Source organism: Chitinophaga alhagiae (assembly GCF_003568665.1).
GTDB classification, from domain to species: Bacteria; Bacteroidota; Bacteroidia; order Chitinophagales; family Chitinophagaceae; genus Chitinophaga; species Chitinophaga alhagiae.
In genome coordinates this window covers 649,492-663,880 of the sequence record NZ_QXMH01000004.1, presented here as the reverse complement: position 1 = coordinate 663,880, position 14,389 = coordinate 649,492, and the positions used below count along the sequence as shown (strand labels likewise).

Genomic DNA, 14,389 nt, shown 5'->3' with positions numbered 1-14,389 from the left:
AGAGCTGTTCAATAGCTGTTCATGCTGCACAGGAGGCGGCATGCGGGGCTTTTATTTTTCAAAAATTCCAGGAGTGTTATGAAACTGAGTTTTACTTTTTTCCTGAGCGTCCTTTTGCTGGCCGGCGCACAGGGGTTCTCACAACAGGTCAGCATCCGCGTAAAGAATGCGTCTATCAAAGAAGTGTTCTACCAGCTAACGGAGCAAACCGGCCGCAACTTTATTGCAGACGCAGCGTTGCTGAAAAACCTGAAACCGCTTACGCTCGAGTTCAGCAACACGCCGCTGAAAGAGGTACTGCAAAAGTGTTTCAGCGGGGAAGCGGTAGATATCATTTTTAATGATGACTACAAAACCGTGGTGATCCGCAGAAAGGCGGCGGCCGCTCCAGGCCAGGCGCCGCCGCAGCAAAAGAACGTGACCGGCCGGGTCACCAGCGCCAAAGGGGAGCCGCTGCCCGGTGTCAGCATCAGGGTGAAGAACACGGCCAGCGCCACGGTAACGGACGCTGCCGGTGCCTTCCGTATTGCGGCCGGTGATGATGCGGTGCTGATGTTCTCTTTCATCGGGTTTTCCCCGAAAGAGGTGGCCGTTAACGGCGCCGCTGCACTGGAGGTGGTGCTGGAAGAGCAGCAGAAAGCCCTGGGAGAAGTGGTGGTGATCGGGTACGGAGAGCAGAGCAGCAAAAAGGTAACCACCGCTATTTCCAAGATAGGCGGCGCGGCCATGGCGCGGCAGCCGGTATCAACACCGGGCGAAGCGCTGGCGGGGCTGGCCCCCGGTATACAGGTACAATCTGCCAGGGGCGGCTACCCGGGAGAACCGCCTACTATCAGGATACGTGGCGTGGGCTCGCTGGGCACCAGCAGCGATCCGCTGTACGTGGTAGATGGCTACCCCCTGCAGGAGTCTACCCAGTTCGACCTCATCAACCCGGCAGACATTGAGTCCGTTGAGCTGTTGAAAGACGCGGCCTCCGCGGCTATTTACGGTTCCAGGGCGGCCAACGGCGTGGTGATCGTGACCACTAAAAGAGGCAAGGCAGGTAAAGCGGCGTTCAATCTCTCCGCTTACACCGGCATGCAGCAGATCGCTAAAAAGGTAGACCTGCTGCGCCGCGATGAATATATCGATTACGCAAAATTTGCGGCGCGCCTCCGCAACGTAACCTATCCCGCCGTATTTGATACAGACCCGCAGAGCCTGCCGGATGTAGACTGGCAGGATGTGATCTTCCGGCAGGCGCCTATTTCCGACTTCCAGCTTTCCGCGCGGGGCGGTTCTGAAAAGGCGCGCTACTCTGTGTCTGGCGGCTATTTTGATCAAACAGGCACCATGCGCGGCACCTCGTACAAACGGTACAACCTGCGCTTCAATATGGACGCGGACCTTCATCCTAAACTGAAGCTCGGCATCTCCATGGCGCCCTCGTTCTCAGACCAGTGGCGGCAGCCTGCCGGCGGGCAGTTCAGTGAGGCGTCTTCCGGGGAAACGGCGGGTGGCCGCGGTTTGCCCAGCCCTATACATTCCACCGTACTGATGCCGCCCGTAGTGCCGGTATACGCGGCAGACGGGGATTATGCGCAGGGGTACCGCGGGCTGAGGAACTCGGCTAACGGCGTGTTTTTCCAGGCCAGCCTTTACAACCCGCTGGCGGTACTGGAGCTGTACAAGAACCGCGTGAAAGAATACCGCCTGCTGGGCAACAGCTTCCTGGAATACGAGCCGGTGAAGCACCTGAAGCTGAAAACATCCCTTGGCGCTACGCTCAACATTAACGATCAGTATGCGTATATACCGGCCACGCTGGCCAATAACAGCGCGCCGGCCGCCAGCCTGTCCAACCCGGTGATGGCGCAGATCTATTCTTCCGAGAACCAGTCTTCCGTAGTAGACTGGCTGTGGGAAAATACCCTCTCTTACAACGGCAGCATCGGGGAAGCGCATCACTTCAACGCGCTGGTGTTATACTCCCTGCAGCGCTACCAGGCCAAGTCTACCAGCGCGGCGGGCCGCTCCGGCACCTATACCACGGCCTTGCTGGAAAACCCGCTGGCCTCATCAGACCTGGTAGGTTCACTGGCCTACAGCCAGAACTCTTTTCTTTCTGTCGGCGGCAGGCTGAACTATGACTATAAGAACAAATACCTGCTGTCTGCCGCGCTCCGCCGCGATGGTTCTTCCCGCTTCGGCCCCAGCAACCGCTTTGCTTCCTTCCCGTCTGTTTCCGCCGCATGGCGCATCAGCCAGGAGCCGTTCATGCAGGCTGTCAGCCATGTGTTGAACGAAGTGAAAGTACGCGCCAGCTACGGGGAGACCGGCAACGCCAACATTGGCGACTTTACCTGGGCCAACAATATTGTTCCGAGAGACTACGGCTTCGGCAACCAGCGCACCTACGGCAGCGCCCAGTCTGGCTTTGCCAACTACAACCTTACCTGGGAAAAGAACCGCCAAACGGATGTAGGGCTGGAGCTGGGTTTCCTGCATGATAAATACAGCCTCTCGGTAGACTATTATACCCGCGAAACGGAAGGCATGCTCTTCCAGAAAGACCTGCCCGCCATTATCGGCTATGCGGCTTCCTTCCGTACCAACCTTGGCAAACTGCGTAACCAGGGCCTTGAAGTGAACGCCAAAGCCAACTTTGACCTGGGCCCCGTGCGGTGGACGCTGGAAGCAAATGCGTCTGCCAACCGCACCAGGGTGCTGGACCTGGGAGGCCCGTCGTCTTTACCGCCAGACGCCGCCATTTTTGGATGGGACAATGTATTCCAGGTGAAGACCGGCGATCCGCTGGGGCTGATGTACGGTTACCAGGTAGCAGGCATTTTCAGAACGGCGCATGACCTGGACGCATACCCCCAATGGGTAACGGGCAACAAGATAGGCGACTGGATCATCAAAGACCAGAATAACGACGGCAAGATAGATGAGAACGACCGCGCCGTGCTGGGCCATGGTTTCCCCGATTTTATTTATGGCCTCAACAGCACCCTGCAATACCGGAACATAGACCTTTCATTCATTGTACAGGGCGTACAGGGCGTAAACGTGATCAACGGCAACGTGCGCCACCAGTTCGGCATTCATAACGTGAACACCAGTCCCGCGTACTACAACAACATTTTTGACCCGCAGCAGCCGGATAAAGCTGCGGAATACCCGGCCCCGCTGGCCTCCGGTGTTACGCCGCTGAACAACCTCACCAATATGGCCGTGTCTGACGCGTCTTTCCTCCGCCTGCGCAACGTTACGCTCGGGTATACTTTACCGGCGGGCGTATTGCGCAAAGTAAAGATACAGGCGCTCCGCTGTTATGTAACCGCGCAAAACCTGTTCACCATTACCAGGTACAACTGGTACAATCCGGAGACCAGCGTTACCGGAGACTCCGTATACCGCCCCGGTGTAGACCAGGGCACTTACCCGGCTAACCGGGTGTTCATTGCCGGCCTTAACCTGGGTTTTTAAACACTAAACCAGCACATCATGCATCTGAAAAAATATATTCCCATATTGGCCATTTCACTGGCGGCAGCGGGTTGCAGCGGATTTGTAGAGATTACGCCGCAACACGTGATACCGGTAGGCAACTATTATAAAACGGAAGCAGACATCCGCGCGGCGTTGACCGGCGCATATGGCAACCTGCGGGATATTTACAACGGCTTCTGGATCTATTTCGAACTGCCGTCAGACAATACGCAGGTATTCACCGAGAACGAAGGCAGCTACGGGGAGTTTGACTGGCTGACCTTCCGCTCTACCGGCGGCGTATCAGGCCCCTGGAACCAGGGGTACCGCACCATTGCCGCGGCCAACATCATTCTTGACCGCATAGGCGGCATTGACATGAGCAGCGAACTGAAAGACCAGTACACCGGCGAGGCCAAATTTCTCCGTGCCCTCATGTACTTCAACCTGGTGCGCCTCTTCGGCAATGTGCCGCTGGTACTGAAAGAGCTGGCCACAGAAGCGGAAGCGTACACCTATGCCCGCACCCCGGCGGAAGACATATACGCGCAAATAGAAAAAGACCTGCTGGACGCCGAGGCCCTCCTTCCGCCGAAGTTCACCGGGGTGAACGTGGGCCGCGCCACCAGCGGTGCGGCCAGGGCATTGCTGGGGAAAGCGTACCTGCAGCAGCAAAAATGGGAACTGGCGGAAGCCAAACTGGCGCAGGTGGTACCCGCCTATACGTTTGAGCCTAACCTGGCCAAACTGTTCGGCCCCGGTAATGACAACAATTCCGAAGTGATCTTTTCCGTACAGTATGTGGCCGGTGGAATAGGGCTGGGCAACTCTTTTGCGCATGCCTTTGCACCGCAGAAATCAGGCACCTCCGTGGTAGGCCTGGGCGCGCTCAGCAACAACATGGGCACGCAAGACCTGTATGATGCCTTTGATAATAACGACCTCCGTAAAACAGCCTACATGGGGGTGTTTAAAGACGGCACCAACCCGAAGATCTATTACTGGTCCAGGAAATTTGTGAATAACGTGAGCGTGCTGAACGACGGGGGGAACGACTGGCCGGTGCTTCGTTACGCAGACGTGCTGTTGATGTACGCGGAAGCCCTTAACCAGAACAATAAAACGGAAGAGGCGCTTACCTACATCAGCAAAACCCGCGTAAGGGCCGGCCTGGACGCACTCACCGGTCTCTCCAAGGCAGACACGCAGCTGGCGCTTGAAAAGGAAAGAAGGCTGGAGCTGTGTTATGAAGGCCACCGCTGGCACGACCTGATCCGCTGGGGAAAAGAAGTGGCCACCATGGAAGCCTTCAAGGCCAAATACCGCCCTGTTGACCCGCGCCTCTCCAACATGAGCGTTACGGCAGACAGGAAGCTGATGCCCGTGCCGTTCAGGGAGCTGAACCTTAACCCGTTACTGTTACCACAAAATCCCGGATACTAGCACATGAAGCAGACGTTGTTATACGCATGGATATGTATGTTTTTGATAGCATGGAAACCCGCGCATGCAGGGAGGCCGGCAGATAGTTACGATGTTATTGTATATGGCGGCACGCCCGCCGGCGTAACCGCTGCCGTAGCCGCCGCCAGGGAGGGCCGCACGGTATTGCTGGTAGAGCCGCTGCCGCTGGTAGGCGGCATGATGAGCGGCGGCCTCAGCTTCAGTGACTCCAACCAGATGCTGCGCGAAGCGCTGGGCGGCCTGTTTGAAGAGTTCCATAAAAGAGTGGAAGCGCACTACGGTCAAAAAGGTATTGCGCTGCCGTACCGCGTAGCAGAAAAAGACACGAAGTTCTGGACGTATGAGCCGCATGTGGCGGAACTGGTGTTCAATACCATGCTGAAAGAAGCAGGCGTAACAGTAGTGCTGAACGAAACGCTGCAGCGGGCCGCCATGTTCGGCAAAAAGCTGAGCACCCTGCGCATGCGCTCGGGTAAACGGTTTGCAGGCAAGGTGTTTATAGACGCCAGCTATGAAGGGGACCTGATGGCCGCCGCCAAAGTACCGTTCCGCGTAGGGCGGGAAGGCCGTGCGGAATTTGGGGAATCTTTTGCGGGCGCAGTGTACCAGAAGAAAGCTGTAGGCGCGCGCTCCAGGGGAGACAACGGCCGGCCGCTGCCCCTCGTTTCCGGCACTACCGTAACGCCGGAAGGGGAGGGAGACCACCGCATCATGACCTACAGCTTCCGCCTTTGCCTCTCTGAAGACCCGGCCAACCGCGTGCCCTTCACCCGGCCGGCAGATTATGATGCAGGCCGGTACGAACTGTTCAGGCGCTTTTACAAGGTTGCCCCCAAAACGGGCGTCCCCTTCGATATGTACCCCATTCCCGGCAACAAGCTGGACGGCAACAACGGTATAGGCGGGCAGCTTTCCCTGGGACTGGTGGGAGAGAACTGGGATTATCCCAACGCATCTTACAAACAGCGCCAGGCCATCTGGGCGCGGCACCGGAGTTATACGGAAGGGCTGCTGTATTTCCTGATGACAGACACCGCCGTGCCGGAAAACGTGCGCCAGCGCATGCGGCAGATGGGCTATGCCAAAGATGAGTTTGCCGCCTATGGCCACTTTCCGCCGGTATTGTACGTGCGGGAGGCCAGGCGCATGGAAGGCGCTTATTTCCTGACACAGGCAGACATACTGGAGCATAAAGAAAAACCAGACGCAATAGCGGTGGCATCCTTTCCTATAGATTCTCACGACTGCCAGCGGATAGCCACGCCCGGTGGCGGTTTTATCAACGAAGGCACCATCTTCCCCGCCAAAACGCGTATCAATGGCCAGGGCATTCCTTACCAGGTGCCTTACCGCAGCATTGTGCCCAAAGCGGAAGCATGCACCAACCTGCTGGTGCCCGTATGTGTGTCTGCCTCCCACGTGGCGTTTAGCTCCATCAGGGTGGAGCCGGCCTGGATGGTGCTGGGAGAAAGTGCCGGTATTGCCGCTGCCGTAGCGCTGGAAAATAACGTACCGGTACAGGAAGTAGACTATTCCATACTGGCGCGGCGCCTGAAAGCAAAGGGCCAGGTTTTATCAATCAAAAAATAACGTCACATGAAAAACGTCCCTCTATTCGCTATCCTGCTGATAGCGTGGCTTTCGTCTTGCCAAAAAACGGCGGAAGTGTTCCCGCTCAACCTGGAAGATACTATCCAGAACGTTCCTTACCTGTCTATGGCGCAACTGAGAAGCGGCGCGGCAGACAATCGGGATGTGGTGTTCATCACCGCGGGTGAGCAATCCGGCGCTTTCCAGCTGGACCCTTCAGATACCAGCACGCCGGATGATAGCGCCATGACGCTGGTAAGCGGCGCCCGCCGCTACAAACGCATTGCCACCTACGCCACGCTGGAAATGTTCGGCGCCACCGGAGATTATGACTACATCACCAAAACCGGAACAGACAACACCGCCAAGATCCAGAAAGCGCTCAACTACTGCGCTGTGACCGGTATGGAAATAAAGCTGCTGGCAGGGAAAAAGTACCTGACCCACACGCTGTACCTGTATAAAGACAGCCTGAAAAACCCGCAATACGCTGCCCGCCCCGGCCGGGTGAAAATCTCCGGGCAGGCCGGCGGTATTGCCACCGGCAGCCTGGAACCGCAGGGCGCCGCGCTGGTGCATATGAGCAATGATACCGGCCGGCTGATAGAATGCATTGGCAGCTTTTCTATTTCCAGCCCCGCCAGCATGGGCGGCCAGATACATTTCGAGAACATGAACTTTGTGGGCGGCAACAGAACAAAAGACGTGATCTATTTCGAGGCCTGCCAGGGGCAGATCAGCATGGACAATTACACCGTGCAGATCAACAACCCGGCCGGTAACGGCATCACGGAGGTGACCACCTGGGAAACAGAGCATCACAACGGCCTCATCCGCGGGCAGGCCGCGGGTACCGGCAGCTGGACGGGCATTGGCCTCAACATAAGGTCAAATGAATCAGACGGCCAGGTGAACATGAAAATATACAGCAACGTGAACGTGTACAAGTGCGGTTATGGTATCAGGATAGGGCGGCGCAACGCCACCTATGGCACCATAGGGCCGTTGAATTTCATAGGCGGGCAGGTAAGCCTGTCAGACCAGCATAACATGTGGCTGGACGGCGGGGCGTACAACCTCGTTTCTACCGGCCAGCAGTTTGAAGGCTCCCGCCTCAATGCCATTCTCATTGACTCGGACGGCGCCAACGACCTGCCGAGGAACATCAAGTTCATCAATACCTATTTCACCGGCGGCGGCAGAATTGAGGATGACAGCTACAATAGTTTTGCCGTTCACATCAAAGACGGCGTAGGCGTGGAGTTTGACAGCCCGCTTTTCAACAACCTGGGCTGTGGCATTGTATTTAACAAAGCGCTCACCCAGGGCCTGGTGATACGCCGCCCCATAGTAAGAACAGTGAGAGCCTATGGCGCTACCAACGGCATATTCATAGACGCATATGGCAGCAACGTAGCCAGCAACCGCCTTTCGCTGGAAGACCCGGTGTTTAACCAGGCGCCTGCCACCTACATTTCTGAAGCGGCCCTGCAGGCATTTCTGACCACTGCGGCCGGCGGCCGCCTGTCTGTCAACAACAACGCCGCCGTGGTATCCTGCAGCATGGGCGGCGGCACCTTGCAGGCGGCGCAGATACTGAACTTCAACAACTCCGCGGCCACCACCATCACCAATATTACCGGCGGCCAGCTGTACCGGGAGCTGTTGCTGACGTTCAGCAATTCACTCACCAAGATCGCGCACAACTCCAACATATTCCTGTCAGACGGGCTGGAGTTCTCACCCACGTCCCGCTCTACGCTGAAACTGATATGGATGGGCAGTTATTGGGTAGAAGTGTCGAGAAGCTGATTTTTGCTGTAGCGGTATTGGCGGCATGTTATTGCCGCCCGGCACATAAACGGGCCACAAGGTGGAAAACAAGAAGTGCCCGCAGGTCAACCCGGCGCTGCTATAGCATAGGGTCCTTCAAACCCGCACGTACGTGCGGGTTTGAAGGATTTCCTCTACCGTTACACCTTCTCCGCAAACTCTTTCGCAAAGTCTTCCAGCTTCACTTTCCCGCTCACCGGCTGGCCGTTTTGCTCAAAATCAGCCTGCAGCTTGCCGCTGCGGAAAGCTGCGCCCATTTCTGTGTACAGCCCCGCTATTTCTTCCGGCAGCCCGGCCTGCGTCATGCCCTGCAGGGATTGTTCATCTGTAAACTCCACCCAGGGCAGGTCTGCCTTGCCGGCTGCCTGGCCCAGCACCTTTGCCACATCTGCCGCCGTACGTACATCGCTTACTACGTAACGCACTTTTTTGCCGGAAGGTTGCTGCAGCTCTTCTGCCGCAGCGGCCGCAATATCCCGCGGGTGTACCAGCGGCAGTACAGTGTTGGCGGGGTAATTGCCGCCCATGAAGCCCTGGCCTTTGATCAGCGGGATGTCTGCATAAAAGTTCAGGTAGAAATACCCGGCGCGCAGGTACGTGAAGGCCGTGCCCGGTACCTTGTTGTACAAATGCTCTATGTTGTACAAGGCCGCAATGGGGCCGTTGCCGCTGGACAGGTCTGCGCCCACGCTGCTCAGCACCACTACGCGCGGCACGCGGGCCTGCTGTATGGCGGTGGCCAGCGCTTCACCGGCGCGGGTGTTGTTGGCTACAATGTTGGAGCCGCCCATACCCGGAGGCGTCATGGCATATACGGCGTCCGCGCCGGCAAAAGCCCCGGCGAGGAAGGCGGCATCGCTCAAGGAGCCAATGGCGGCGGTGGCCCCCAGCGCCTCAATATCCTGCTGCCTGTCTGCATTGCTGCTGATAACGGTTACCTGGTGGCCGGCGGCTACCAGTATGCTGGTTAATAGTTTTCCTGTGTTCCCTAAAGAACCTGTGACTATGATCTTCATGTCAATTGTTTTTGTTTTTTAATTCCGGGAACAAAGGTATCTTTGTACTTACTTTTTGACAAGTACTTACCCTAAAGTATGTATCATGACGGCTATCAAACAATCATCTGTTATCCAGGAAAACAAACAGTATGCGTTAGACCTTTGCCCGGTCACGTACGTAATGGAGAAAATAGGCGGCTACTGGAAGCCCATCATCATTTACCACCTGGCTGGCGGCCCCAAAAGGTACAGCGAGCTGAAGCGGGCCATACCCGCCATTACAGAGAAGGTGCTGATCCAGCATCTGAAGCAGCTGGAAGAAGATCACCTGGTGGTTCGGGAGTCCAAACCAGTGGTGCCGCCTTTTGTTACGTACCGGCTGAGCAAGGCAGGGCAGGGGCTGCAGGCCGTGATAGACGCCATGGAAACCTGGGCGGTGAAAGACAAGGCGGGGAAGTTCAGGAAGTAAAAGGCTTGCACTTTAACAGAATGGCCGATGCCGCTAATAGCCGCGCCAGCGCCTCCTTGCTGCATTTATTCCTGCATTCCACCGGGAAACTACACCAGCGCCTCTTTGCTGCATTTATTCCGGTATTCCACCGGGAAACTGCACCAGCGCCTCCTTGCTGCATTTATTCCTGTATTCCACCGGGAAACTACACCAGCGCCTCCTTGTTGTATTTATTCCTGTATTCCACCGGGGATATGCCGGTGATCTTTTTGAACACTTCCCGGAAGGCCTTTACGTCTGCATAGCCCACATCATACATCACTTCGTTGATCGTTTTCCGCGTGGTCTCAAATGCTTTTTTGGCAGACTCGATCTTTACCCGCTGGGTATATTCTACCGGGGTGTTGCCCGTGGCCTTGATGAAGCGGCGGTCAAAGTTGCGCCGCCCTACGGCAAACCGGGACGATAGTTCTTCTACGGATATTTTTTCATGCAGCCTGCTTTCAATGTAGGCCTGCGCCTCCTTCACCATTTCGTCTCCATGCTGTTTCTGCCCCCTGAATATGGTAAAGGCAGACTGGCTTTGCCGGTCCATTTCGATCTGGAAGATCTTGGCGCAATAAATGGCCGTCTGGCGGTCATAGTATTTTTCAACCAGGTAGATCACCAGGTGCAAAAAAGAATAAGCGCCGCCGTTGGTATAGATGCCGTTCTCATCCGTGATCAGCTTGTCTGTTTGCAGGTTTACTTTGGGGAATAACGCCCGGAAGGTGTCTCCGGCAGACCAGTGGGTGGAGCAGTTCCGCCCGTCCAGCAGGCCCGCTGCGGCCAGCATAAAAGCGCCGGTACACATGCTGGCTATTTCGGCGCCGCCAATATATTGCTGTTCTATCCAGTCAATCAACACCTGGTTACCAAGCAGCGCCTGCTGGTAATCCCGCACCAGGGAAGGTATCATGATGAGGTGTGTTTGGCGGATGGCCGAAATATGGGTTTGCGGCCTTACGGCAAACAGCCCGTCGTACACTTCCACTTCTTCTGAAACACCGGCCAGTTCTATCCTGAAAGGCTTTTCCCTGCCGGTTTCCACCCAATGCTCGTTTGCCCGGGTCAGTATCTCGTAGGTACCCACTATGCTGGCTATGGTGCTGAGGTTGCTCTGCCCGTCCGGTACAATGATGGTGATATGTTTCATGGGAGAAAGCGTTTTGACAAAGGTATGGATTTGTGATGTCCGGAATGCCCCGCTATAAAGTCCAATTACCCACCCTTGCAAGCGGAATTTAGACGATAGTTTTGTACGTAAACGTTCACGCTTTAAACTGAATCGATCATGGAAAATCAAAGTTTCGGCACCACACTGCTGGTAAGCCAGACGCCGCAGGAAGTTTTTGCCGCCGTTACCGACCCCAGGGCCTGGTGGTCTGAAGAAATTGAAGGAGGCACCGCCGCGCTTGACGATGAGTTTTATTATCACTACAGGGATGTTCACCGCTGCACCATGAAGCTGGTGGAGGTGGTGCCGGACGAGCGGGTAGTATGGCTGGTGCTGGATAACTACTTTAACTTTACCGAAGACAAAACAGAATGGAAAGGCACAAAAGCGATCTTTGAGATTTCCCGGGAAGGGGACAAGACCCGCCTCCGTTTTACCCACCAGGGGCTGGTGCCGGCATATGAATGTTATGAGATCTGTAATAACGCATGGACGAACTACATCACCAACAGCCTGCACAAGCTGATCACTACCGGCAAAGGGCAGCCCAACACCAGGGAGGGCAATCATTTTGAGAAGAACCGGCCGGACCGGGTAAACAGTTGAACAGATCGGGAAACAACAAGCGCTCACAACGAAGTGAGCGCTTTTATTGATACAGGCATCCCTCCTAACGGGTGGTGTAGCCCCCGTTCGCAAAAATAGTTTGCCCCGTGATCCACCAGCCGTCTGTTATCAGGAACTCCACCAGCGGGGCAATGTCTTTGATGTCCGTTAAGCCTCCCAGTGCAGAAGCAGATTTGTGATACGCCACCGCATCTTCAGATTCCTGCCCGTAGAAAAAGGGCGTATCCATAGGGCCGGGGGCTACAGCGGTCACTGAAATGCCCCTGTTGCCGAACTCCTTGGCGGCGGCGCGGGTAAAATGCTCTACCGGCGCTTTCAGGCCCTCGTAAGTGGAGTAATACCCGGTAAAGGCCGCCAGCAGGGAGGTAACAATGGTGCACACCTTGCCGTTGTCATTGAGCTTTTTACCGGCTTCCTGTATAAAGAAGTAAGCCAGCTTGGCGTTGATGTCAGACATACTATCATATTCCGCTTCTGTGGTGTCTACAAAAGGTTTTTTCAACACTTTGCCCGCGGTGTTGATGGCAATATCTATACCTCCGAGTTGTTGGATGGTGTCGTCAAACAGTTTCGTGATATGGCTCACCTGCGTAAGGTCTGCCTGGAAAATAACAGCTTCGCCGCCGGCCGCCTGTATGGCTGCCAGCGTATGCTCCGCATCAGCCCTGGTATTGCCGCTGTTGTAGTGGATGGCCACTTTTGCTCCCCTGGCGGCGAGGTTTTTACTCAGCAGCCCGCCAAGGTTTTTAGCCCCGCCTGCAATTAGCACCACTTTGCCTTTGAGATCGTTTCTTGCCATAATGATTCTTTTTTGATGAACAGTACGGCAAAGCTCTCCAAAGCAAATGGATACCTTATGGTGAACTTTTGGGAATTTTGGGAAATCAGTACGCCTGCTGCGCTTTCCTGTAATCTCCGGGCGTTTGGCCGGTGAACTTTTTGAAGAATTTGCTGAAGTTGGAAGGGTCATACGTCAGCGTCAGCGCAATGTCGGCAACAGGCAGGCTTGTTCCTGCCAGCATCTCTTTGGCCTTGCTGATGATCTTCTGGTCGTAAAAATGGCAGGGGTGATGCCCGAGCAGCTGTTTAACGGTATCGGTAAGATGGTAGTGCGAAATATAGAGGGCCGCGGCAATTTGCCGGAGCTGCAGCATTTCGGTCACCCTTCCCTGCACCAGGTCTTCCAGGTGCCTGTCCAGGAATTGCAGGTACCGCTGCGCAATTTCTTCCGGCCGGCTGGTAGTATGTTGCTCCGCTTTTTTCATGATCTCCTGTCAGCCTTAAAGTTATGACTTTTGTTGTTGCGGCCAACGTTGCGGAGCAATACGCTCATTTCCGCGCCCGTTGCACCAGGTAAAGACCGGCCACTACCAGCACCACGCTGGCCAGGGTGTACAGGCTCAGCGGCTCGCCCATCAGCGCGGCGGAAATGCCAAAGCCGAAAACCGGGCAGAGAAAAAGCCAGAACGACGCGTTCACGGGGTTGTCTTTCAGCAGGTACAGCCACAGCAGCACGGCAATGATAGATACGGGGACCACCAGCCACAACAAGGCCAGCAGCCAGGTGAGATCGAAATGGTTAACGCCCGGCTGGTACCAGGCTATCATCAGCGGCAGCAGAAAGATGCCGCCAAAAAGCGTTTGCCAGCCGTTGATGGTGAAAATATGCAGGTCTCCCCAGGCGCGGCCGGAGAAATAAATAGACCCGATGGAGTAGGCCACCATGCTGAGCAATACCATGCTCAGCCCCCAGGGAGTGGCGTAACTGTCTGCCATCAGCGGCCATGCGGCCACCCCAATGCCGGCCAGGCAAAGCACCAGGCTCAATATGGTAACCGGCCGCAACGGCTGGCGCAGCCATATGGTGCCGAGCAGGCTGATGAATACGGGGTTGGTGGCGGCGGCCAGCGCGCCCAGCCCGGCGGATACTTCCGTCATGCCCACCACATAAATGCCCAGGTAGAGGGAAATGTTGAACAGCCCGTAAATAGCCACCTGCCGCCATTCTTTTCCTTGCGGCAGGCGTTTCCTGAACAGCCCGTGGGAAATGAACAGCATAATGGCCGCAGCCAGGAAGAAGCGCGGTACGAACAGCACAAAGGGCTGCACGGCGCTCAGGCCTGCTTTGGTGCCGGCGGAGGCAGAGGCCCATAAAAATGCGAAGATGATACCCGCCAGTATCAGCTTGCCACGCGGCGCGCTTGTAGATGGCATGAACGGACAGCAATGAGTTTTGCAAAGCGGCCGTAAAAATAGGGAATGAGGGGTGAAATAAAAAGCCGGGCCGCTGACGCTGTGGTGTGCCTTTAGCGTATGAACGCCGCGAAAAACAGCTTAAAGCCGGCAGGTGCTGCTTTGCCCGCCGGGCCACGCCAGCCCGCTACGCTTTCCCCTTGCGCAGGTAAGCCTCAATATCTTCCCGGAAAGGCCCTTTGGTCTTGATGGCTTCTTTTATTTCTTCGTGTGTTTTCCAGGGGAATTGCTGATGCAGGTATTCTACCTCGGAAGGGTCTTTTGCGTCTACCCGGAGATCGTCCTGCTTGCCGGTTAATTTTTTATCGTCGCTCATAACAGACGGTTTTATACACCAGATGCAACAAAAAGGAAGCCAGCGCCGGGGAGTCTACCGTTGTTTGTAAGTGGCTGAGCGCCAATCTTATCTATTTACTGGCACAACCTTTGTATACACCGGTTATTGCCTTGTTGAGGCAATAATTCTTCATATTAAACAAT

At 55.7% G+C, this 14,389-nt stretch carries 12 protein-coding genes; 6 read left to right on the top strand and 6 right to left on the bottom strand.

What is annotated here, in order from left to right; translation table 11 throughout:
- Positions 1-78: 78 nt before the first annotated feature.
- Genes D3A97_RS21815 through D3A97_RS21800 form a run of 4 tightly spaced genes read left to right on the top strand, consistent with a single transcriptional unit; the run spans position 79 to position 8,343 of the window.
- On the top strand, positions 79-3,474 hold the full coding sequence (locus tag D3A97_RS21815) for a SusC/RagA family TonB-linked outer membrane protein (protein ID WP_157986683.1): 3,396 nt from the start codon (positions 79-81) through the stop codon (positions 3,472-3,474).
- Between the two features lie 18 nt (positions 3,475-3,492).
- The gene (locus tag D3A97_RS21810; RefSeq protein WP_119080655.1) at positions 3,493-4,920 is read left to right on the top strand and encodes a RagB/SusD family nutrient uptake outer membrane protein; all 1,428 of its coding nucleotides are present in this window, start codon (positions 3,493-3,495) and stop codon (positions 4,918-4,920) included.
- Positions 4,921-4,956: 36 nt separating this feature from the next.
- On the top strand, positions 4,957-6,531 hold the full coding sequence (locus D3A97_RS21805; RefSeq protein ID WP_198674117.1) for an FAD-dependent oxidoreductase: 1,575 nt from the start codon (positions 4,957-4,959) through the stop codon (positions 6,529-6,531).
- A 6-nt stretch (positions 6,532-6,537) separates the two neighbouring features.
- The gene (locus D3A97_RS21800; RefSeq protein ID WP_119080653.1) at positions 6,538-8,343 is read left to right on the top strand and encodes a hypothetical protein; all 1,806 of its coding nucleotides are present in this window, start codon (positions 6,538-6,540) and stop codon (positions 8,341-8,343) included.
- Positions 8,344-8,504: 161 nt separating this feature from the next.
- Here the strand turns inward: D3A97_RS21800 and D3A97_RS21795 are convergent, their stop codons facing one another.
- Positions 8,505-9,380, bottom strand: a complete 876-nt coding sequence (locus tag D3A97_RS21795) for an NmrA family NAD(P)-binding protein (protein WP_119080652.1) — start codon at positions 9,378-9,380, stop codon at positions 8,505-8,507.
- 85 nt (positions 9,381-9,465) lie between these two features.
- Here D3A97_RS21795 and D3A97_RS21790 point away from each other — a divergent pair, with 85 nt between their 5' ends.
- Positions 9,466-9,831 carry a winged helix-turn-helix transcriptional regulator gene (locus tag D3A97_RS21790; protein WP_119080651.1) on the top strand — a complete coding sequence of 122 codons (366 nt, stop codon included), beginning with the start codon at positions 9,466-9,468 and terminating at the stop codon, positions 9,829-9,831.
- 187 nt (positions 9,832-10,018) lie between these two features.
- On the opposite strand, the gene D3A97_RS21785 is transcribed toward D3A97_RS21790, so the two are convergent.
- Positions 10,019-11,008, bottom strand: coding sequence for a GlxA family transcriptional regulator (locus D3A97_RS21785; RefSeq protein ID WP_119080650.1), 990 nt, complete (start codon positions 11,006-11,008; stop codon positions 10,019-10,021).
- Between the two features lie 138 nt (positions 11,009-11,146).
- On the opposite strand from D3A97_RS21785, the gene D3A97_RS21780 reads away from it, so the two are divergent.
- The gene (locus tag D3A97_RS21780; RefSeq protein ID WP_119080649.1) at positions 11,147-11,635 is read left to right on the top strand and encodes an SRPBCC family protein; all 489 of its coding nucleotides are present in this window, start codon (positions 11,147-11,149) and stop codon (positions 11,633-11,635) included.
- A gap of 64 nt (positions 11,636-11,699) precedes the next feature.
- Here the strand turns inward: D3A97_RS21780 and D3A97_RS21775 are convergent, their stop codons facing one another.
- The 4 genes from D3A97_RS21775 to D3A97_RS21760 all read right to left on the bottom strand — a co-directional run bounded on the left by D3A97_RS21775 (position 11,700) and on the right by D3A97_RS21760 (position 14,225).
- The gene (locus D3A97_RS21775; protein WP_119080648.1) at positions 11,700-12,455 is read right to left on the bottom strand and encodes an SDR family oxidoreductase; all 756 of its coding nucleotides are present in this window, start codon (positions 12,453-12,455) and stop codon (positions 11,700-11,702) included.
- An 85-nt stretch (positions 12,456-12,540) separates the two neighbouring features.
- Positions 12,541-12,921, bottom strand: coding sequence for a helix-turn-helix domain-containing protein (locus D3A97_RS21770; RefSeq protein WP_119080647.1), 381 nt, complete (start codon positions 12,919-12,921; stop codon positions 12,541-12,543).
- A 64-nt stretch (positions 12,922-12,985) separates the two neighbouring features.
- Entirely contained in the window at positions 12,986-13,870 is an 885-nt protein-coding gene (locus tag D3A97_RS21765) for a DMT family transporter (RefSeq protein ID WP_119080646.1), read from the bottom strand.
- 166 nt (positions 13,871-14,036) lie between these two features.
- Entirely contained in the window at positions 14,037-14,225 is a 189-nt protein-coding gene (locus D3A97_RS21760; protein WP_119080645.1) for a DUF3606 domain-containing protein, read from the bottom strand.
- Positions 14,226-14,389: the final 164 nt, after the last annotated feature.